20 protein-coding genes are annotated in these 21,563 nt (G+C 64.9%); 10 read left to right on the forward strand and 10 right to left on the reverse strand.

Annotated features, from left to right (window positions below; all coding sequences use genetic code 11):
* Both G3N64_RS32260 and G3N64_RS32265 read left to right on the forward strand, forming a co-directional pair.
* Positions 1-773 (forward strand): hypothetical protein (locus tag G3N64_RS32260; protein ID WP_205787780.1); only part of this gene is annotated, 773 nt, incomplete at its 5' end.
* A 47-nt stretch (positions 774-820) separates the two neighbouring features.
* A complete protein-coding gene (locus tag G3N64_RS32265) occupies positions 821-2,038 on the forward strand; it encodes an ATP-grasp domain-containing protein (protein WP_205787781.1) in 1,218 nt (405 codons plus the stop codon).
* A 311-nt stretch (positions 2,039-2,349) separates the two neighbouring features.
* On the opposite strand, the gene G3N64_RS32270 is transcribed toward G3N64_RS32265, so the two are convergent.
* The 5 genes from G3N64_RS32270 to G3N64_RS32290 form a co-directional block, all read right to left on the reverse strand.
* Positions 2,350-2,874, reverse strand: coding sequence for a GNAT family N-acetyltransferase (locus tag G3N64_RS32270; protein ID WP_205787782.1), 525 nt, complete (start codon positions 2,872-2,874; stop codon positions 2,350-2,352).
* Between the two features lie 192 nt (positions 2,875-3,066).
* On the reverse strand, positions 3,067-4,881 hold the full coding sequence (locus tag G3N64_RS32275; protein ID WP_205787783.1) for a histidine kinase: 1,815 nt from the start codon (positions 4,879-4,881) through the stop codon (positions 3,067-3,069).
* Between the two features lie 78 nt (positions 4,882-4,959).
* Positions 4,960-6,381, reverse strand: a complete 1,422-nt coding sequence (locus G3N64_RS32280; protein WP_205787784.1) for an HD domain-containing phosphohydrolase — start codon at positions 6,379-6,381, stop codon at positions 4,960-4,962.
* A 137-nt stretch (positions 6,382-6,518) separates the two neighbouring features.
* A complete protein-coding gene (locus G3N64_RS32285; RefSeq protein ID WP_205787785.1) occupies positions 6,519-6,968 on the reverse strand; it encodes a GNAT family N-acetyltransferase in 450 nt (149 codons plus the stop codon).
* Positions 6,969-7,065: 97 nt separating this feature from the next.
* Positions 7,066-7,503: a hypothetical protein gene (locus tag G3N64_RS32290; protein ID WP_205787786.1), complete on the reverse strand. Its 438-nt coding sequence runs from the start codon at positions 7,501-7,503 to the stop codon at positions 7,066-7,068.
* A gap of 304 nt (positions 7,504-7,807) precedes the next feature.
* Here G3N64_RS32290 and G3N64_RS32295 point away from each other — a divergent pair, with 304 nt between their 5' ends.
* Positions 7,808-8,431, forward strand: a complete 624-nt coding sequence (locus tag G3N64_RS32295) for an ABC transporter ATP-binding protein (RefSeq protein ID WP_205787787.1) — start codon at positions 7,808-7,810, stop codon at positions 8,429-8,431.
* 459 nt (positions 8,432-8,890) lie between these two features.
* Here G3N64_RS32295 and pntB read toward each other — a convergent pair whose 3' ends face one another.
* From pntB to G3N64_RS32310, 3 genes are all read right to left on the reverse strand, one after another.
* Complete coding sequence (gene pntB / locus G3N64_RS32300; protein ID WP_205787788.1) at positions 8,891-10,303, reverse strand: Re/Si-specific NAD(P)(+) transhydrogenase subunit beta; 1,413 nt, start codon at positions 10,301-10,303, stop codon at positions 8,891-8,893.
* 13 nt (positions 10,304-10,316) lie between these two features.
* On the reverse strand, positions 10,317-11,909 hold the full coding sequence (locus tag G3N64_RS32305; RefSeq protein ID WP_205787789.1) for a Re/Si-specific NAD(P)(+) transhydrogenase subunit alpha: 1,593 nt from the start codon (positions 11,907-11,909) through the stop codon (positions 10,317-10,319).
* Positions 11,910-12,581: 672 nt separating this feature from the next.
* Entirely contained in the window at positions 12,582-13,487 is a 906-nt protein-coding gene (locus G3N64_RS32310; protein ID WP_205787790.1) for a LysR substrate-binding domain-containing protein, read from the reverse strand.
* A gap of 167 nt (positions 13,488-13,654) precedes the next feature.
* Here G3N64_RS32310 and G3N64_RS32315 point away from each other — a divergent pair, with 167 nt between their 5' ends.
* The 6 genes from G3N64_RS32315 to G3N64_RS32340 all read left to right on the forward strand — a co-directional run bounded on the left by G3N64_RS32315 (position 13,655) and on the right by G3N64_RS32340 (position 17,973).
* A complete protein-coding gene (locus G3N64_RS32315; protein ID WP_205787791.1) occupies positions 13,655-14,197 on the forward strand; it encodes a sugar ABC transporter in 543 nt (180 codons plus the stop codon).
* Between the two features lie 6 nt (positions 14,198-14,203).
* Positions 14,204-14,530 carry a hypothetical protein gene (locus G3N64_RS32320; protein WP_205787792.1) on the forward strand — a complete coding sequence of 109 codons (327 nt, stop codon included), beginning with the start codon at positions 14,204-14,206 and terminating at the stop codon, positions 14,528-14,530.
* A gap of 18 nt (positions 14,531-14,548) precedes the next feature.
* On the forward strand, positions 14,549-15,394 hold the full coding sequence (locus G3N64_RS32325; protein WP_205787793.1) for an MBL fold metallo-hydrolase: 846 nt from the start codon (positions 14,549-14,551) through the stop codon (positions 15,392-15,394).
* Positions 15,395-15,609: 215 nt separating this feature from the next.
* Complete coding sequence (locus tag G3N64_RS32330; protein WP_205787794.1) at positions 15,610-16,356, forward strand: SDR family oxidoreductase; 747 nt, start codon at positions 15,610-15,612, stop codon at positions 16,354-16,356.
* A gap of 154 nt (positions 16,357-16,510) precedes the next feature.
* Entirely contained in the window at positions 16,511-17,365 is an 855-nt protein-coding gene (locus tag G3N64_RS32335; RefSeq protein WP_205787795.1) for a DJ-1/PfpI family protein, read from the forward strand.
* A gap of 125 nt (positions 17,366-17,490) precedes the next feature.
* Positions 17,491-17,973 carry a nuclear transport factor 2 family protein gene (locus G3N64_RS32340; protein ID WP_205787796.1) on the forward strand — a complete coding sequence of 161 codons (483 nt, stop codon included), beginning with the start codon at positions 17,491-17,493 and terminating at the stop codon, positions 17,971-17,973.
* Between the two features lie 95 nt (positions 17,974-18,068).
* Here G3N64_RS32340 and G3N64_RS32345 read toward each other — a convergent pair whose 3' ends face one another.
* Together G3N64_RS32345 and G3N64_RS32350 are read right to left on the reverse strand one after the other, a co-directional pair.
* Positions 18,069-19,016: a helix-turn-helix domain-containing protein gene (locus tag G3N64_RS32345; protein WP_205787797.1), complete on the reverse strand. Its 948-nt coding sequence runs from the start codon at positions 19,014-19,016 to the stop codon at positions 18,069-18,071.
* 153 nt (positions 19,017-19,169) lie between these two features.
* Positions 19,170-20,153, reverse strand: coding sequence for an AraC family transcriptional regulator (locus G3N64_RS32350; protein WP_205787798.1), 984 nt, complete (start codon positions 20,151-20,153; stop codon positions 19,170-19,172).
* A gap of 208 nt (positions 20,154-20,361) precedes the next feature.
* On the opposite strand from G3N64_RS32350, the gene G3N64_RS32355 reads away from it, so the two are divergent.
* Positions 20,362-21,192 carry an alpha/beta hydrolase gene (locus tag G3N64_RS32355; protein WP_205787799.1) on the forward strand — a complete coding sequence of 277 codons (831 nt, stop codon included), beginning with the start codon at positions 20,362-20,364 and terminating at the stop codon, positions 21,190-21,192.
* Positions 21,193-21,563 lie beyond the last annotated feature (371 nt).

Raw genomic sequence — 21,563 nt, forward strand, 5'->3', positions numbered from 1 at the left:
GCGCGGTCGCGCGGCGGCCGGCCGTGTCGCTGCTGCTGCCCGCCGCGACGATGATCGCGTGCCCGGTCGCGCTCGGCATCGCCGCGCGGCTCGCCGGCCTGCCGTACGACTGGGTCGTCGCGCTGGTGATCGCGTACTGCGCGCCGCCGTCGAGCGGCACGTCGACGATCGCGCGAATGTTGTCGCTCGACGCCAGCGTCGCGCTCGTCGCGACCCTGGCCTCGATGGCGTTCGTCCCGCTCACCGCACCGCTGCTGACGGCCTGGTTCAGCCACGATGCGGCCGCGTCGATCTCGCCGCTGAATCTCGCGTTGCGGCTCGCGCTGCTGATCGGCAGCGCCGAGGGGGTTGCGCTGCTCGTGCGGCGGTTTGCCGGCTCCCGGCTCGACCGCTATGCGACGCCGATCGACGCGACCGTCGTCGCCGCGCTGCTGGTGTTCGCACTCGGCACGATGGCCGGCATGCAGCAATCGATCATCGACGCGCCGCACCGCGCATTGACCGCGATCGCACTCGCGTTCGCCGTCAACGCGGGCTTCCAGGTCATCGCGTACGGGCTCACGCCCGGCGACGTCCGCACGCGGCTCAATGTCGCGCTGATCGTCGCCAATCGCAACGTCGGCCTGATGTGGGCCGCGCTCGGGCTCGCTGCGACGCCCACCATGGCGCTCGTGTTCACGTGCGCGCAGTTGCCGATCTATACGCTGCCGCGCGTCGTCCAGCATCTGCTGCCGCGCCTCGAAGCGCAGCGCCTGCGCCGGCGTGCACGCTAGCCGGCAGGTCACGCCGCTCCCTCCCCCTCCCCGATCAAGGAACCAGCATGAAGCGACTCATCGTGATCGGCGCCCGCGCCACCGGCAGCAGTCTCGCGCTCGTGCGCGGTGCGCTCGCACGCCAGGTGGCCGTCACCGTCATCACCGCGCCCGGCCATCGTCTCGACGGCGCGTTTCCGGCGGGCGTCGAGACGATCAATCTCGAACCCGACGCGGGGCAGCTCGCCGGCTGGCTGCGCACGCGCTATCCGGACGAGATCGACACGCTACGCGTGACGACCGCGCACGACACCTATGCGCGCACCGCCGCGTGGGTCGCCGACGCGCTCGGCCTGCCCGGCCCCGACGCGCGCCACGTCGCGCACGCGGTGTCGAAGTCGAACCAGAAGGCGCTGCTCGCCGCGCACGGCATCCCGGCCGCGCAATTCGTCACGGGCACGCTGGCCACGCCGGCGGCACTCGCGGCCGCGGCCGCCCCGCTGCGTTTTCCGGTCGTCGTCAAGCCGTCGGAAGGCTCGGCGAGCGACGGCGTGCGGCGCTGCGAGAACATTGCCGACGTGCGCGCGCAGCTCGACGCGCTCGCCGCCGGGCAACGCGATACGCAGTCGCTGGCGACCGAGCGTGTCGTGATCGAGGAATTCCTGAGCGGCAGCGAATACTGCGTCGAGTATTTCGACGGCCGGTATGTCGGCGCGCTGCGCAAGCTGAAGCGGCATGGGGCCGGCTTCCTCGAGCGCGGCTATACGTCCGAACTCGATCTCGATGCGGGCACGCTGCGCGCGCTGATCGACGCCGGGGCGCGCGCCACGGCGGCCGCCGGGCTGACATGGGGGCCCGTGCACCTGGACTGCATCGTGCACGACGGCGTGCCGCACGTGATCGAACTGAATCCGCGCATCGCCGGCAGCTTCATCTGCGACATCGTGCGCGACGGCTACGGCTTCAACGTCGCCGAAGCGTTGCTCGACAAGCTCGACGGACGCCCGGTCGAGATTCCCGAGCTGTTCGAGCCGCACGCGTATGCGCGGGCCGAATTCCTGCTCGACAGCGATCCCGGCGCGTGGCGTTTCGCGCAGGCGGGCGAGATCCACGACGGCACGGTCGCGATCAGCTACGGGCCGCAGGTGCTGCCGGATCGCGAGCGGCGTGCGTTTCTGTATGTGCGGGTTGCGCTGCCGACCGCGCACGGCGCGCACGAGACGCCAGCGTATCCCGGGGCGTCGGCCTATGGAGCGCCTGTCGCACAACCGACCGTTTCCGGCTAACGCAGCGGTCGGCACAAGACACGAGCAGCGCCGGCGCGCGCGGCCGAACTGGCCGCCGGGGCTGGGCTGGGCCGGCCTGCTCGGCTGACCGGCACGCGCATTCGCACCTTCATCACCCTGGCGACCCGGGACGGGACCGCGGCATCGGCACGCCAATCCGCAGCCGCTCACCGTGAAACGGGCAAGCGCCGCGGCCCGTATGCGGCCGAACTTCGCCGGATCGTGACGGCGCCCTGCACTGCGCGCGAATCAATCAACGGCGGGTTGCCCGTCAACTGATGCGTTGCACGCCGAGTTGCGAACCGGCGCCGTCACAATCGGCGCCCCAGCAACTGCCCCGGCCACCCCTCCACGTCGAAGGTTGAAATGCGCTCATACCCGCACGACTCGTAGAAACGCACCAGCGCGCCGGTCCCGCCGCCATAGCAGTCCACTCGCAAGCGTGCCACCCCGGCGGCCCGGGCGCGCTCGTCCGCAAATGCCATCAGGCGCCGGCCGACACCCCGCGCCCGCGCATCGCGCGACGCAACCAGCACGCGCACGTAGATTTCCGGCTCGGTCGCGGGCGGCACGTAGGGCATGGACTCGCCCAGGATCAATGCGCCCAGGACACGGCCATCCTGATCTTCGGCTACCCATGCGTCGGGCAGCGCACAGGCTTCGGTCACGAGCGCAATCCGCCTGGGTTGCGCCGACCAAGGCTCGCGGCCCCATTGCCCGTCGTTGCCGATGTCGACGAACCACGCAATCACGTCGTCGAAGATCCCCAGCACGGCCGGGGCGTCCAGCGCACTGGCACGACGGATCGCCGGTTCGTCCGTTCCTGTCACCGTCACGTTCAATCACTCCTTCGCTGGCGTCACCGACCGGCGCACAGTGGGTTGTAAAGCCGGGCCGCCCGAAGGCGCACGATGGAAACCCGGCGATCAAGCTCGCTACGTTACTGAAAATCAACCCGATCGATCAAGACATGATGGCTCCGGTCAGCAGCGTGGCCGAGCGTCTGCACGAGTTGCCGGGCGCGGCGTTCAGTGCACTGAGCGATACGCTGCTGGATCGACGCCAGCCTCCGCTACGTTCGTGTTCGTGTTGATGTTCGCATTCGCGGTGCCGCCGGCCCGCCGGATCGGCAGCCGGACGCAGAACGTCGTGCCGCGCCCGGGTTCGCTCGTCACGTCGATGGCGCCGCGATGGCGCTCGACGATGCCGTGCGATACCGACAAGCCCAGCCCCGTGCCCTGCCCGACCGGCTTCGTCGTGAAGAACGGATCGAAGATCCGCCGGACGACATCGGGCGTCATGCCCGTTCCGGTGTCGCTGATCGCGATCGACACCTGTTCGCCGTCGCTCGACGTGCGGATCGTGATCACGCCGCGCTCGGGAATCGCGTGCGCCGCGTTCACCAGCAGGTTCATGAAGACCTGGTTCAACTGCGACGGCAGGCATTCGACCGGCGGGACATCGCCGAAATCGCGCACGATTTCGGCCTTGTACTTGAGTTCGTTGTGGACGACGTTGAGCGTGCTCTCGAGGCCCGCACGGAGATCGACCACGCTCCACTCGCCGCTGGCCGGACGCGAGAAATCGCGCAGGTCCTGCACGATGCGCCGCACGCGCAGCGCGCCGTCGATCGATTCGTCGATCAGCGTCGCGATCTCGCCGCGCACGTAGTCGAGGTCCGCCGCACGGCCCATCGCCGTCAGCGTGTCGCGCGCGGCCGGGTCGAGCTGCGGCAGCGCGGCTTCATGCGCCGCGATCACGTCGAGCAGACTGCGCACCCATGTCTTCAGCGTATTGAGGTTCGCGCTGACGAAGCCGATCGGATTGTTGATCTCGTGCGCGACACCGGCCGCGAGTTGACCGATCGACGCGAGCTTTTCCGACTGCAGCAACTGCTCGTGGGTTTCTTCGAGCGCCTGCAACAAGCGCCGCTGCTCGTCCTTCTCCTGTTCGAGGCGCGCCTGCGCAACCTTGCGTTCGTCGATCTCGGTCGCCATGATCTCGCGCGTGCGCTGCAGCACCGCCGTCGTCTGTTCGTAGCGGTGCAGCGCGCGTTCCAGTTCCGCGGTTCGCAGCCGCACGAGCCGCTCGAGCGTATCGGTCATTCCGCGCAGGAAGGTTGTGCGCGCATCGAATCGGCTCAGCAGCAGCGTGACGACCAGTGTCCCCGTCGTGAACAGCGTGACGGTCGTCGCGAGCCACGGCGTGTCGACCCCGTGCGCGGCCCCGCATCGGGCATCCGGTGCGAAATGCGCGGCCGCCATCGCCGTGTAGTGCATGCCGGTAATCGCGATGCCCATCACGACGGCCGCGCCGACCCGCTGCGCGGTCGCATGGCGCGCCTGCTGCACGCGCAGCGCCTGCGCGATCCACAATGCGGCAGTCGACGCGATCACCGCGATGCCGATCGACGCGGCGAACAGTGCGGCATCGTAGCGAATGCCGGGCTCCATGCGCATCGCGGCCATTCCCGCGTAATGCATGCCGGCGATCCCGCCGCCCATCAGCACGCCGCCCGCGAGCAGCCGCCGCCAGCCCAGCCGCGCGCGCGTGACGACCGTCAGCGCGAAGTACGACACGAGTACGGCAATCGCCAGCGACGCGCCCGTATCCGGCAATGCGTAGCCGAGCGGAATCGGCAGCGAAAACGCGAGCATGCCGACGAAATGCATCGACCAGATGCCGGTACCCATCGCCATCGCGCCACCGCCCAGCCATGCACGCTTGAGCTTCGGGTTGTCGAGCAGCGAAATGAAGGCGGCCAGGTCGAGGGTCGTATAGGAGGCCAGCGTCGCGATGGCGAGCGACAGCAGGACGAGCGGGAGATTGTAGGTGCCGTGCATGATCGAGCGCCCGAATCGAGGTGAGTGCGTTGCCGCGGCGCGGTCGCGCGCCGCGGCCATCAGGCCGCGCGCCCGGGCTCAGGCAGGGGCCGCGCCCGCGTTCGGCACGTTCGGCGCCGGCTTCGCCGCAGCCTGGCCGGCCAGCACGAGGATGTCGAACGACGTCCCCTCGCGCGTCTCGAAGCGTCGCACGAGTTCGATCTGGTGGGCCGACATCACGCTGCCCTTGGTCATCAGCAGCACGCCGCGATGCGTGCGCAGATCGTCGGCGAGCTGCATCCCTTCGCGCAGCTGCGCGGACTTGATCTCCGCGACGGACGCCGCGATACCGAGACTCGCCGGGTCCCGCATCAGCTCGACCAGGCTTTCGACGATCCGCGGGTCGTAACGCACGCCGGCCTGCGAGCGCAACGCGTCGATTGCCTGCTCGACCGAATGCGGCGCACCGATGTCGCCGTTGCGCAGCCCTTCGAAATCGCGCGCGATCGCGACGATCCGCGAGCCGAGCGGAATCGAGTCGCCCGCCAGCCCGTCCGGCGTGCCGCGTCCGTTGAAGCGTTCGTACTGGTGCAGCACGATCGACGCGACCTTGTGCAGTTGCGCGACCGGCGTCAGCACCATCTGCGCGCGCAGCGGATGCTGCAGGTACAGGCCGTGCTCTTCGGCCGTCATCTTCGCAAGCGGCTTGTGCAGCAATTCGTCCGGCAGCGACAACTTGCCGATGCCGTGCAGCAGCCCCGCGAAATAGACGTCCTGCGCATGCAGCTCGCTCATCCCGGACGCCAGCGCGAGCCGCCGCGCAATCTCGCCGACCCGCATCGCGTGACCGCTGGCGGACCCGCAGCGCAACTCGATCATGCTCGCGCAGACCTGGACCATCGCGGTGAAACTGCGTTTCAGGTCGCGTTGCGCGGCTTCGAGGAACATCACGGTCTGGCCGAGCTCCTCCGTGCGCGCACGAACCTGCGTTTCGAGTTCCGAATTGAAACGGCGCAGCGCTTCGTTCTGCGCTTCCGTCAGCGCAGCAAGGCGGGCCGCTTCGTGCCGCAAGCGCCGCTGTTCCAGCGCCTGTTCGATGGTCAGCAGCAGGTCGTGATCGTCCCACGGCTTGTTCAGGTAGCGATACACGCCGCCGTCGTTGACGGCCTGCACGACCGACGCGATCTCCGCATAACCGGTCAGCAGGACACGCATCGTGTCCGGGTAGAGCGCCCGTGCGCGGGCCAGGAACTCCGCGCCGCTCATGCCCGGCATCCGCATGTCGGACACGATCAGGTCGACTTCGGTCGACGCCAGTATCTCGAGCGCGGCCTCGCCGCTTTCCGCGGTCAGGACCTCGTAGCCGGCGGGCCGGAACACGCGCCTGAGCGCCGACAGCACGCTCGGCTCGTCGTCGACCAGCAGGATCGACGGTACGCCAACCGCGTCGTCGGATGTTGCTGCCGCTCCTGTCGTTTCAGGCGATACCGCATTCGGTCCGTTTGTTGCAGATGTCGTCATGATTGGCCTCGGATCATGTATTTATATTCTCTCTGCATCATCGGCATGCGCCGCGCATTCCACATCCGGGAAAACGCTGATGCGCTCGCCCGGATCACATCGCTGATCCGTCGCCGCGGCGCGTGGCCGCATGCGATCTACACCGTCGCCGAACCCGGTGTGCGCACGTAGTAGATGTCCCACGCCGCTTCGTCCGCCTGCACGAAACCGTGCCGCGCATCGAAGCGGTTCGAATCGCTGCCGCGCAGCGCACCCACGCGAACCGGCACGCGCTGCGCGTCGGCCTCGGCAAAGATCCTGCGCAGCACGGCCGCGCCGATGCCCTTTCCCTGATGCTCGGGCGCAATGTACAGATGGTCGAGCAGCCATTGGCCTTCCTGCGGCCGGACCACGAAAAAACCTGCGTTTACACCATCGGCTTCGGTGAAGCGGCACAGCACCGGGTCGAACGACGCGAGAAAGCGCTCGCGCGCACGCTGGGGATCGAAGCGGCCGATGCGTTCGAGGCTGTCGCGCATCGCGGCGATGCGGATGACGACCAGTGTTTCCGCGTCGGATCGGGTGGCGACGGGAAAGGTCAGGTTCATGTGCAAGTAGCGCTCACGCAGACACCCCCCGGCATCGCGACACGACCCTCGGTGCGCGCTTCCGACGCCGACCGACGGGCGGCACGGACGGCGTGCATCAGGGCGTCTCGATGCCTTCCGCCCGCGTTGCCAGGAATCGCAGGTACTTGCCGTCCTCGTCCTCGAACAGCTCCGGCCCGCCCCCCATGTATGCGCGCATCAGCTCGTCGGCTGCGCGGTCGAGATTGCCCAGTTCGAACTGGCACTGACCGAGCCTCAGATGCAGGAACGGGTTGCCGATCGCGTTGGGGAAATGCATCGCCTGGGCGAGATTGTCGCGTCCGGCCGCGTAATCCTCTTGCAGGAAATTCGTGTCGCCGATGGCGGCCATCAACCAGGTGCCGGCCTCCCAATGGGTCTTGGGTTCCGGAAGCAGGTCGAATCCCGCCCAGAATTTCGCCAGCGCGCCTTCGTAGTCCCCGTCTTCCATCAACGCATCGCCCGCTTCGCTCAGCGCGCCGATCCGCTCGTACAGCACGTTGTCGAGTTCTGCCATGTCGATTCCCTGTTCCGGAGTTGAAATCGGCCCGGTGCGGCCGGTGGTTGTGATCCAATCGCGGTGATTGGTGCAGTTTTGCGGCCCTGGTTGGTCATCCAGCCGGCATTCATCCAGCATACCCGAGCCGTATGACGTGCGCGTCTCGACTTTCAGTGCGCCTTCGTGTGCTCGGGGGCGCCGCTCCTCGCATTACACTATCTGCCGCAACGCTACGCGTCCCGACAATCCGTGCTGCCGGGCATCCTGCCGACCGTAACCTCGGTCGCGCTCGCCTGGCACATTTTCGTTTGACTACCGATCCATGCTCCGCTTCGACAATCTCGGCAAGCGCTACGACAAGCGCGTCATCTTCCAAGGACTCAACTACGCATCCGGCGCCGGATGCGTCGCGCTGTGCGACGAAACCGGAAGCGGCAAATCGACGTTGCTCGCCATTCTCGCCGGTGCGATCGATGCGGACGAAGGCGAGGTGTGGCTCGGCGGCCATTCGCTGCGCACCGCGCCGCTCGATGCGAAATCCGCGCTGGCGTACGTGCCCGACGATTGCCTGGCGTATCCGCTCCAGACCGGTCGCGCGTTTCTCGATCTCGTGGCGGCTACCAGAAAAACTGCTGTCGACACCCGCACGCTCGAGCTGGCGGATCGATTCGGACTTGCAGCGCATCTGGAGAAGCGCTTCGAGCAGATGTCGTTCGGCACGCGCAAGAAACTGTTCCTGACGGCGACGATGCTCGGCGCGCCCGCCGTCGTGATCGCCGACGAACCGGACAGCGGGCTCGATGCTGCGTCGCGTGCGGTTCTGATCGATCTGTTCAAGACGTTGGCCGCAGACCGTGCCGTCTTTTTTGCGAGTCACGATCCGGCGCTGGCACGCGCCTGCGACGCAAGGGTCACCCATTTTGCGGAGCTTGGATTCGCGGGATAGGCGGTATCGTCGCCGGCGCAGTCACGCGGAAAGGGCCGGCGTGGCTGCCATGCGGAGGAAAGAAACGCACCGCTGCCATTCGAGCGGCAGGTGCGGTATCGGCGGCAGGCAAGGCCTCCGTGTCTATTGCGTGTTCGTGCGGACAAGCATGACCGCACCGTTTGGCAGGATAGCGACCCACCGGCACCATTCGGCAACCGATGGAGCATCTGCGAACGTCATGCCGATGATGGAGCAACCACCCGCTCCAACGGCATCGTTCGCGTTGATCGTTGATCTGCGCACCGGCAATCGATCGCCGTCTTTTGCCGGAAGGAAGTGCGAAACGTAGCATCCCGCCCCGCACTTCCGTGACCTTCCCGATTCGCATGTCCGGCGTGCCGGGCCCCGATCAACCGACTGTCCGACACCCCAGCCAGTTATCGTTCGCCCCGCGCACGCGCCCGAACATGCTCCCCGTCAGGCCTTCAACGCTCCGAAGACCTCGTCCAGCATCTTCTTCGCGTCGCCGAACAGCATCCGGTTGTTGTCCTTGTAGAACAGCGGATTGTCGACGCCCGCATAGCCGGACGCCATGCTTCGCTTCATCACGATCGAGGTCTTCGCCTTCCACACCTCGAGCACCGGCATGCCGGCGATCGGGCTACCCGGATCTTCCTGCGCCGCCGGGTTCACGATGTCGTTCGCGCCGATCACCATCGACACGTCGGCTTCGGGGAAATCCGAGTTGATCTCGTCCATCTCCATCACGATGTCGTAAGGCACCTTCGCCTCCGCGAGCAGCACGTTCATGTGCCCCGGCATGCGCCCCGCCACCGGGTGGATCGCGAAACGCACGTCGACACCCTTCTCGCGCAGCACCTTCGTGAGTTCATGCACGGTGTGCTGGGCTTGCGCCACGGCCATCCCGTACCCCGGCACGATGATCACGCTCTTCGCATCGCGCAGCAGCTCGGCCGTTTCCAGCGCGCTCACCGCCACCACTTCGCCGGCCGGCTGCGCACCGGCACCCGACGCCGCAGGCGCACCGCTGCCGGTACCGAAGCCGCCGGCAATCACGCTGATGAAGTTGCGGTTCATCGCGCGGCACATGATGTACGACAGGATCGCACCCGACGAGCCCACCAGCGCGCCGATCACGATCAGCAGGTCGTTGCCGAGCATGAAGCCGGTAGCCGCCGCCGCCCAGCCCGAGTAGCTGTTGAGCATCGACACCACGACGGGCATATCCGCGCCGCCGATCGCCATCACCATGTGCACGCCGAACAGCAGCGACACCACCGTCATCACGATGAGCGGCGTCATGCCCGCCTGGATCGTCTCCGCATGCAGGAACGCGCGGCCGAACACGATCACCACGACCAGCGCGGCCAGGTTCAGCCAGTGCCGTGCCGGCAGCAGCAGCGGCTTGCCGCCGATCTTGCCGGAGAGCTTGCCGAACGCAATCACCGAGCCTGCGAAGGTCACCGCGCCGATCAGGATGCCGATGTAGATTTCCACTTCGTGGATCGCGTGCTCGGCACCCGTGAACTGCACCGACGTATCGATATAGCTCGCGAAGCCCACCAGGCACGCCGCCAGGCCGACCAGGCTGTGCATCAGCGCAACCAGCTCGGGCATCTGCGTCATCTGCACCTTCTTCGCCGCGTAGAGGCCAACCGCGCCACCGACGACCAGCGCAGACACGATATACGGAACGCCCTCAACCGAGACACGCGGGCCGAGCACCGTCGCGAGCACGGCGATCAGCATGCCGATCATGCCGAGCAGGTTGCCGCGGCGCGCGGTCTCCGGATTGGCCAGCCCGCCGAGGCTCAGGATGAACAGAATGGCCGCGCCGATATAGGAGACGGTAGTCAGATTGGAAGTCATTGTTATCGTCTCCTTACTTGCGGAACATCGCCAGCATGCGTCGCGTCACCGCGAAGCCGCCGAACATGTTGACGGCCGTGAGCGTCAGCGCGCCCACCGCCAGGCCCAGGATCAGCCCCGAAGGACGGCCCTCGGCCGCAGCGTCGCCCAACGGCGGCGCGACCTGCACCAGCGCGCCGATCGCGATGATCGACGAGATCGCGTTGGTCACGCTCATCAGCGGCGTATGCAGCGACGGCGTGACGTTCCAGATCACCATGTAGCCGACGAAGCACGCGAGCACGAACACCGTGAAGTGCGACAGGAACGTGGCCGGCGCGAACTGGCCGACCAGCAGGAACGCCAGTGCGCCGACGGCGAACGTGATCGCGAGCGACTTGGCCGACATCGGCGCGCCGCTGCCGTGGCCGTGGCCCTTGGATGCGGCGGCCGCAACCGGCGGCGTGGCGGGTTTCGGTGCGGCGGCCGGCTGCTGGATCGGCGGCGGCGGCCAGGTGACGTTGCCTTCCTTGACGACCGTGAGGCCGCGGATCGCGTCGTCGTCGAAGTCGACGTTGATCGTGCCGTCCTTGGCCTTGCACAGCTCCTCTACCACGCGCAGCAGGTTGGTCGCATACAGCGTCGACGACTGTCGCGCCAGACGCGAGGCGAGATCCGTGTAGCCGACGATGGTCACGCCATGACGCACCACGGCCTGGCCGGGCACCGTCAGCTCGCAGTTGCCGCCTTGCTCGCCGGCCATGTCGACGATCACGCTGCCCGGCTTCATCGACTGCACCATCTCGGCCGTGATCAGCTTCGGCGCCGGCTTGCCGGGAATCAGCGCGGTGGTGATGATGATGTCCGCCTCCTTGGCCTGCTGCGCGTACATCGCGCGCTGCGCCTGCTGGAAGCCTTCGCTCATCACCTTCGCGTAGCCGCCGCCGCCCGAGCCCTCTTCCTCGTAGTCGACCTTGACGAATTCGCCGCCCAGCGACTTGACCTGGTCGGCCACTTCCGCGCGCGTGTCGTTGGCGCGCACGATCGCGCCGAGGCCCGCGGCCGTGCCGATCGCCGCGAGGCCGGCCACGCCTGCGCCGGCGACGAACACCTTCGCCGGCGGCACCTTGCCCGCGGCCGTGATCTGCCCGTTGAAGTAGCGGCCGAACGCATGGGCCGCCTCGATGACGGCGCGGTAGCCGCTCACGCCGGCCATCGACGTGAGCGCATCCATCTTCTGTGCGCGCGACAGCGTGCGCGGCAGCGAATCGATGGCCAGCACCGTGGCCCGCTTCGCGGCCAGCTGCTGCATCAGTTCGGGGTTCTGCGCCGGCCAGACGAAGCCGATCAGCGTGCCGCCCTCGCGCATCAGCGCGACTTCGTCGCTGCTCGGCGGACGCACCTTGAGGACGATATCGCTGCGGCCCCATAGATCGGCGGCCGTTGCCACGACTTCGGCGCCGGCCGTGCGGTAGTCGTCATCGCTGAAGTTCGCGCCGGTGCCGGCACCGCTTTGCACGGCCACCGAGAACCCGAGCTTGATCAGCTTTTCGACCACGTCGGGAACGGTCGCTACGCGCCGCTCCTCGTGGGCCGTCTCCAGAGGGACCCCAATCAGTAATGTCATATGTGAACTGTCAGTAGTGGCCGTCGCAAGGAGTTACGGCCTGCGTTTCAAGTCACCCAACTCAATCAATCCGTGTACGACGTTGCTCCGCGCGCAGCTTCGCACTGCCGCGCGGATTTCACAAACGATCCATCCTCTAATTGATCGTCTTGTCAGATCAAACCGGTTATGCGCTTGTCTGATCATCCTGATGAATATCCGGCGTGTGTTTCGATCGGATAAGAACTGCGAAGCATATCCCGTGCCAGAGTCTTTCCGAAATTTATATTTTGAATCGACGCGCATTCAATCCATGAATCCCCTGTCTGGACACAACGGCCCGGCAGCCTCCCGCCCACCCGCCAGCACGGCTCTGTTCGCCTCGTCAATACGTGAATCCGCTTGAAACGTGAAAAACCGGCGATCGGCACGAAAGCATCGGAATCGGTTTCATCGCGAATCCCCCGCTGGTCGGCACGATACGATTTGTCGCGCGCCAACGACATCGTCCACGTAGCAGACGATCTTCTGTGCCGGCGAGTGTAATGGAGAATGCCGCGTCGTATCCGGATCAAATCCGACGACGATCATTCACGCTGCGCGTCGACGTGGGCACGTATGCGGCATGCGCCTTCCTCCGGCGTGCAGGTCGATGTGTCGAGGCATCGCACGGTAACGGTTCGGCAACGAGCGTCAGGCGCTGCCATGCGGCGTCGATCCCCGGGCTTCACTCAGCATCCATGTCGCGAATGCCTGCAACGGTCCCTCCGCCAGTTCGATCGGCTCGGGCAGGACGAGGCAGAAGTTTTTCGTGATCGACTTGCCCGCCGGCCACGGTGCGACCAGCCGACCCTGCTCAAGCTCGGCGTCGATGTAAAGGCGCGGCACCAGTGCGACACCCAGGCCGGCCAGCGCCGCTTCGATCAGCATCGAATGGAGATCGTAACGCGCACCCACCGCCGAATTGGTCAGCGCGATGCCGGACGCCTGCGCATAGGCCTGCCACGCGTCCGGATTTTGTCGCCGGTGCAGACGTGGCAAGGCATCCAGCGACGGATTCGCCCCGGCACCGGCGAGCAGCGCCGGGCTGCAGACGGGCACCAGCACTTCCTCCAGCAGCGGATGCAGATGCATCCCCGCCCATGCCGGATGCTCGAAATGTATGGCCGCGTCGAAACCGCTTCCGGCCAGCAGGAACGGCTCCATCCGCTCGGCGATATGCACCGTGATGTTTGGATGCCGGTCTTGAAAGTGTTTCAGCCGGGGGATCAGCCAGCGCGTCGCGAAGGTCGGAATGGCGGCAATATCGATGCTCGCACCTTCGATCGGCTGCCCCATCAGGTACAGGCTGTCCCGTTCCAGCCGATCCAGAATTTCGCGAACCTGCACCGCGTATCGCGCTCCGTTCGGTGCCAGCCGTACCCGATTGCCGATCCGCTCGAACAGGGTGACGCCCAGGAACGCCTCCAGCCGGCCGATCTGACGGCTGACGGCGCCCTCCGTCCGTGCCAGTTCCTCGGCCGCTCGGGCAAAGCTTCCGTGTCGGGCCGCGGCTTCAAACGCCTGGAGCGCGGAATTGCTGGGGATCTTGCGGGGCATGGGCGTCTTGTCGGTCAGGGTGTGCTTGCCATCAGCTTGATCAAATATCACTGAAGGCTGACTTTATTTCGTTTTATGGCGTGGAAATGCGAGCTTAGCATTACGTTACTGCACCGAACACCCAACAGGCTTGGATGGATGTGCATCCCGTTCAAAGGACGAATCCGATGATCTACACCGTGGAATGCAGCTTCGCCGACCTCGACAGCGAAGCCGAATGGAACGACTTCTACAGCCTTGAAAAGCTGCCCGCCCTGATCTCGGTGACGGGGTTTCACACGTCGCAGCGGTTCAAGGCGATCAGCGACGGTTGCCCCGTCTATCTGGCGATCCATACGATCGACGGGCTCGACGTGCTGACCGGCGACGCATATCGCCGGAAAGGCGGCGGCAATTTCGCGAAGTGGCAGCAACACATCACCGACTGGCATCGGAATCTCTATGGCGCTATCGGCTTCGCACCGGCGATAACCGAAGGTGAACGCCTCGCGCTGTGTGCCGGCGGCCCTGATCCGCTGACCCGGTTGGGTCTCGAACCGCTGGCCATGCAGGCCGTTGCGCTGGAGAAGTTTCCAGAGCGACGTTGGCTCGCCGTCGTGCCGCGGAACAGCGCGCTGCTTCGCGAGGCACGCCCGAAAGACATCCACCTTTACGCGCCGATGACGGAGCAACTGACAAGCGCACGCTCCCTTGCGGCTGCGCAGGAGTAGACCACGATGCCGAACGTCACTTTCTCGATCGATGCGAAGCGGATGCCCGCCGATGAAAACCTTGCCGCGTTGTCGCGCGACTGCGTCGAGCTCTGTACGCACGTGCTTGGAGCAGAGCTCAAGAACGTCCACGTCATTTTTCTGGCGGTTCGGCATGGGCATGGACACCCTGTTTTCGCGGACATCCGGTATCGCGGCGGCACGCCTCGCACATCGGCGGTCATGAACCGGTTCATGGAAGCGCTGGATCGGGCAATCGTTCACCGCACGGGTCTCACGGCGCGCATTCGGTGTTTTGGTTACACCGCGTCGAGCATCCACGCCCGCAATTAGCCGATCCGGAGAAGCACGATGTCCACGCTCACCTTTCCCGTTCAGCAGGTCGGGGATTTCACGATTACGGCCATCAGCGATGGCTACCTCACGGCCAGTCTCGACGTTCTGTCGAATATCGATTCGGATGACGCATCAAAAATGCAGCGTGATGCCGGGCAGAAAGAGCCCGGCGCCGTGCACATCAATTGCTACGTCGTACGCGGAGCGGGCCGCACCGTTCTCATTGATGGTGGGGCTGGCGGGTTCAAGCAATGGGGTGGCCTGCTCCACACGAACCTGGCGATGGCCGGTATCGCGCCCGCTGCGATCGACACCGTCCTGCTCACGCACGCGCATCCCGATCACGTCGGCGGGCTGGTGAACGATGCGGGAGAAGTCGCCTTTCCGAATGCGGAGCTGGTCGCACATCAGCGCGAGGTCAGCTTCTGGCAGGACGACGGCAATCTGAGCCGCGCCAGCGAGCGGGCACGCGGTAATTTCTTCAAAGCGCGTCAGGTGTTCGATGCCTATGGCGACAGGCTGCGCATGTTCGACGACGGGCAAGTGCTCCCCGGTATCAGCGCGCTGCCCTTGCCGGGACACACCGATGGACACACCGGTTATGTCGTTGAATCCCGCGATCAGGGCCTTCTTGTGTGGGGCGACGTGGTTCATTTCCCGCATATCCAGGTTCAGCGGCCGGACGTATCGATTGCCTTCGATCACGATGCGTCGCTGGCAGCTGGCACACGGTCACGGCTTCTCGATCAGGTCAGTTCGGAAGGGTTGTTGATCGCCGGCATGCATCTGGGAAAACTCGGGTTCGCACGCATCAGGCGAACGATTGGAGGATATGAGTTGCTTTACGAGCGTGACGAATGAAGCCACACGTATACCGACGTGCGATGCCGCCACGCAACGCCGAGATGAATTAACCCGTTCACATCGAGTGGCGCTTTTTGAGGGTTATACGACCTTTGCGCCATATGCTTCGCGTTCCATACTTCGCGTGGAAGTTCGAGCCGAGACAGGCACACAAACGCAATTGCGCTTTGAGCCTTCGGCCCGATCAATCACGACGTAGAAAGGAGCAGAAGATGAGACTTAAAAACAAGTCAGCGTTAATCACCGGTGGCACCAGCGGCATCGGTCTCGCAACCGCGAAGCTGTTCATTGCGGAAGGCGCCCGCGTAGCGGTTACGGGTCGCGACGATGCCGTGTTCGATCGCGTGAAAGCCGAGCTCGGCGAGCACGCGCTCGTTCTCAAGGGCGACGTCCGTTCGATCGCGGACATGCGTGCGATTGCCGCCGAGGTCAAAGAGAAATTCGGCGGCCTGGATGTCGTGTTCGCGAACGCTGGCTGGGCTTTCCCGTCCGCAGTCGACGACATCGACGACACACTCTATGGCGAGATCATGGACATCAACGTCAAGGGCGTGGTGTTCACGCTTCAGGCGGTGCTGCCGGACTTGCGACAGGGCGCCTCGTTCATTCTCAATACGTCGTTCGTCGCGCAGACCGGCAAGCATGGCATTTCGTTGACCGCGGCCGCGAAGGCCGCCGTGCGATCGCTCGCCCGCAGTTGGTCCTACGAGTTTCTCGGCCGGAAAATCCGCTTCAACGCGATCGCTCCCGGCGCGATCGACACGCCTCTGCTCACGCGATGGGGCATGCCCGACGAATGGGTTCGCGACCGCAAGGCCGAGTTCGCGGAAGCCATTCCGGTGGGCCGCGTGGGCAAGGCCGAGGATATCGCCTACGCGGCACTCTATCTCGCCAGCGACGAGTCTTCCTACGTCGTCGGCACCGAACTGGTCGTCGATGGCGGCGCCTCGCAGCTATAAGCCTGCGGCGCCCGATTCCCGAGCCCTGCGCTTCATCGCGGCTCATCCACGCATCCGATCTCACGTCCGCCACGCGTTTCGTCGCGGCGGTTATTCCATCCGGCCCCGCCTGGTTGCACTCGCACAGAGGGCCGAAGTGCAAGGAGAAATGATCTTGACCGACAGTAGCGATCACAATGCTTCCGAACAGCAACTCACCCCATCAGGTCGTTCGCGTCGCGATGTGCTCAAGTTCGGAAGCATCGCCACCCTCGGCGCCGTCCTCGGTGGCGGCGCCCTGCTTGGGCACACAGCCCCTGCTTTCGCGCAGCCAGGCAGCGAAGGCGCACTTGCCCCGAATGATCCGCTCAATATCCTGATCGTCAATTACGACGGCGGGACGCTGCTCGACTTCGCCGGCCCCAGCGAGATTTTCCATCGGCTACCGAATACGAACGTTCGCTACGCGAGCCTCGATGGCGGCAACGTGACGCTCGAGTTCGGCGTCGTGTACGGCAAGACCGAGCGGCTGGCCGATATCGACAAGACCGACGTGCTCCTGGTCCCCGGCGGGTCCGATTTGACGGCGCCGATGCGACCCGCGTATCAAGCGCAGATCCGGCGCCTGGCAGAAAGCGCCAAACACGTGACGTCGGTCTGCAATGGATCGCTCGTGCTCGCCGCGACGGGTGTGCTCAAGGGCAAGCGAAGCGCGTGCCATTGGGCCTTCGTCAACAAGCTCGCCGAATATGGCGCCATTCCCGTGCCCGACCGCTTCGTGGAAGACGACAACGGCCGGTTCATGAGCGGTGGCGGCGTGACGGCGGGCATCGACTTCGCACTTCGCGTGGCAGCGAAGCTGCGCGGCCAACAGGCCGCCGAGTTCACGCAACTCGTGGTCGAATACGATCCCGCGCCGCCGTTCCACTCCGGTCATCCCAGGGATGCGCGGCCGGAAGTCGTTGCGATGGTCGACAAGGAACTGCCCGGCGCATCCAGGGGGCTCGCACGGGTTCCAGGGGTTCGTTGAAGCGCTGGCAGGCAATGTGCGCGAGGTGATCTGCATGCCTCGATGATCACCGCATCCGACATTGCCTGCTCCACCCTAAAATTTTCGTATTCCTCTCAATTCAAGCCATGATCGGAAATCACTCGATGCAAAAGATTCGTATTTGTACTGCTGCTCTTGCAGCCTGCGTTACCTTTATCGCGTTTGCAGCGCCGGCGACTGCCGGTGGTTCGCAACGTCCGCCCGAAGCGGCCATCAAGGCCGAGAACGCACGATGGGCGGATGCCTTTGCACGAGGGGACTATGAGGCGATCGGCCGCCTATACACCGACGGTGGCACGCTCTTGCCGCCCGGAGGCGACAAGGTAACGGGGAGCAGCGCAATCACCGCGTACTTCACCAAGGGGTATGCCGGATCAAAGCCTGCGACCGTATCGTTCAGCAATTACGAGTTCTACGGTAACGACCGGATCGTGACGGAGGTTTCGGATGCGGAGATCCATGACCACGATGGCAAGATCCAATACCGCGGCAAGCAGATTCTCGTTTTTCTGAAGCAGGGCGGCGCGTGGAAGTTGCACCGCGACATGTGGAACGATTACGGTCCGCAGAAAGCGGACGGCCATTGATCATCAGGCGAACCGGATAGTGACGTACCCGATGCACCGCTAGCCTGTTGGACGGACGGTGACCACGCAGCGCGCCGATCGGCCGGCGGTCGAGATCAGCGCGCTCCGTTCGTTCGACTCCCGCGCCGAATCGCTTGCGGCGGGTGCCCGTGCAGTTTGATGAAGGCCCGCCGCATCCGTTCCGGATCGGTGAATCCCACAGCCAGCGCAATCTGTTCGATCGGTTCGCTCCCTCCCTGCAGGCGCAGCCTCGCCGCTTCGACGCGCAAGCGCTCGACCGCCTTGGCAGGTGTTTCACCGGTTTCCCGGCGAAATGCGCGCCCGAACTGCCGCAGACTCAATCTTGCGGCATCGGCGAGCCGTTCGACAGGCAATGCTTCAGCCAGATGTTCCCTCGCAAAATTCAGCGCGATGCGGATACGATCCGATTCCGGCTCCATCTGCGACATCGCAGAGAACTGGGACTGACCGCCTGGCCGACGATACGGAACAACCAGAAACCTCGAGACGGCGCGCGCAATCTCCGCGCCCATATCTCTTTCAATCAAGCCGAGCGCCAGGTCGATTCCGGACGCGATGCCTGCCGACGTCCAGATGCGGCCCTCCTCGATATAGATACTGTCGCCCTCGACCCGGGTGCGAGGGAAGCGCGACTGCAATTGAGCGGCGTATCGCCAGTGCGTCGTGGCTCTCAACCCGTCCAGCAAGCCGGTTTCCGCAAGCAGAAACGCCCCCGTGCACACGCTTGCCACCCGCGAGGCCCTTGCGCCCAGTTTCCTGGCGGCGGCGATGTTCTCCGGTGTCTGCATCGGCGCGACATCACCGCCGACGAAAATGACGGTGTCGAACGTGCGCCTTCCGCTCGGCTTCGTCTCGATCGAAAGGCCCGTATTGCCGAGAATCGGGCCGCCGGACTGCGAGATGACATGGAGAGCATAGGGCGTATGGCCCGCTGCCGTGGTCACCTGATTGAAGGCGGACAGTGGCCCACCCAGATCAAGCACATCGTAACCACGGCAAACGAAGAATCCAATGCGATGCATGACGAAGTCGTTGACTGAAAACCCCGGAAAGCCGCATTTTACGGCGAACCCTCAAATCACGCCATTCAGCCTGAAATGAGGGAAAAACGTCGTTTACGTCCTGATCGATTGTCCGTATGGCCAGCCGGCGACATCGGCCAGGCCCGCTCCACCCTACTCCGTATTCACCTTCCGCCACTGCATCGGCGACATCTCGTATCGTCCTCGAAACGCCCGACTGAACGCCGCTTCCGACGTATACCCAACCCGACCGGCAATATCCGAAATCGGTGCGCGGCTGTACCGCAACAACTCCGCCGCGCGATCCAGGCGCCAGGTCGTGAGATAGCTCAACGGCGCCTGCCCCACGACACGCTGGAACCGGTCCGCAAAAGCCGACCGCGACAGATTCGACAACTCGGCGAGATCGCTGACGCTCCACGCACGTCCTGGATCGGCGTGAATGGCGGACATCGCCGGGTTGATCCGGCTGTCGATCGCACCGGACAACCAGCCATGCCCTGCCGAGCCCTCCGTCGCCCAGGTGCGCAGCAACTGGACGAAGATGACATCCAGCAGCCGGGAGATCATCGCGGCAGCGCCCGCGCGCGGACTCAATGCCTCGTCGAGAATGAAATGGCAACTCAGCTCCAGCCACTCGAACGGCCGCTCCCGCAACCCTTTCAACACCAGCACCGGCGGCAGCACGGACAGCAACCGTTGCGACAGCACGCCGTCGAATCCGAAGTCACCGCAGAGCCAGGTGGTGTCTCCGCTCCCTATCGTCAGGCGCTCGCGGTCGTAGTACTGTGGCGCGAGATCCGTGACGAGACTCGCAGAGCGCCCCGGCCGGTCGGCGATGACATGGCCGTGACCGTGCATCAGCATGACCAGGTCTCCTTGCGACGCGTGGTACCGCTCCTCGAGCCCCTCCACTTCGATCGCCACGCTGCCGCTGCGGATGATATGCAAACGATACTTTCCGGCAGGAAAGCGCAATCCGAAAGGCGCCGATGCCGCGCATGTGAAGACCGTGTTGCCGCGGATGCGGATCAGTTCCAGCACGTCGGAAAAGGCATCCCGCTTGAAGGCAAACGGATCTGCCTCATCGTCCAGCGCCGTCGGCGTTTGAGCAAAGAATTCCGGCTTTTTGGCCATGTCGCGTACTCGGATGGTCTTTATGATGGACACATCATTCACGCTGACCAACGCCGGTGTCAAAGACTATTCTCGAAGAGTGTGGCGCACGGCAACCGCGTAGTACCCCGTTGTTTCGATGCTGGCAAAACACGGGGCAGACGGATCCGGAAATACCGAGGTCTCACGGGCGTGATTTTCGTCATCTAGCGATCACAGGAGCAGGGATATGAACCCGGAAGCGCGTACCGACACGGTTGTACTGATTCACGGTCTTTGGATGACACCGCTGTCGTGGGAGCATTGGGTTACTCGCTACGAGCAACGCGGCATGCGCGTCATTACGCCGGGGTATCCGGGTGTCCAGCCGGGCACGGCCGGAGTCGACGCGCTCCGCCGCGATCCGTCGCCGCTGGTGAATCTGGGCGTGCGCGAGATCTTCGATCATCTGGCGCGGACCATCGCGGCGCTCGACACGAAGCCGATCATCATGGGGCATTCGTTCGGCGGCGCGTTCGTCCAGCTTCTCCTCGACGCGGGCTACGGCTCGGCCGGCGTATCGATCGACGGCGCCGCGGTGAAAGGGGTCTGGGCGCTGCCGTTCAGCGAGATCAAGGCGACGTTCCCGGTCTTGCGCAATCCGGCCAACCTGCATCGCGCGGTGCCGATTACCGAGAAGGAATTTCACTATGCGTTCACGAACAACCTGAGCCTCGCGGAATCGAAGCCGGTTTATGACCGCTACGCGGTACCCGTGTCGGGACGCATCCTGTTTCAAGGCGGGTTCGCGAACGTCACCCCGAATGCCACGACAAGCTACAACTTCGCGAACGACGAGCGCGCACCGCTGCTTTTTATCGCCGGCGGGAATGACAACATCCTGCCGCCGGCCGTCCAGCGCGAGAATTTTGAAAGGAATGCGAAGGGCTCGCGGGCCATCTCGGCGTATAAGTTGTTCGCAGGACGCAGCCATTACACCTGTGGCGAGAAGGGCTGGGAGGACGTTGCGGACTTTGCGCTCGATTGGGCGCGGGCGCCTGCGGCTGGAGAGCTCCGCTAAGGACCGAGTTGCCGGCGTCGGCGAGGCCGCGGTTTCGGACCGCACCATGGCCGGCAGACGCCGGCCAGCGCCAGCGTTTTCGTTCGTTACGCCAGCAAAGCAGCGAGCCGTGATGGCACGGAAGAGCAGCCCGGGCAACATGCGTCGCACGGGGAATTTCGATATCGAAGCCCCGAAGCAAATTGCATGCGTCGATGGATATGGATGCGCAGGAAACTACCGCAACAAGACGACCGGTTGCGATCTGGACCTATCCGTGATTTCGTGGGCGGGGCATATCATGCGGAGTAAACGTCATGGATATGCCGATGAAGAAGAAAAGACAAACCGTAGCGCGTCAGGCAGCGGCCCGCGGGCCGCTGCCTGAGTTG

It is taken from the genome of Burkholderia sp. Ac-20344 (assembly GCF_017104975.1).
Taxonomy (GTDB): Bacteria; Pseudomonadota; Gammaproteobacteria; order Burkholderiales; family Burkholderiaceae; genus Burkholderia.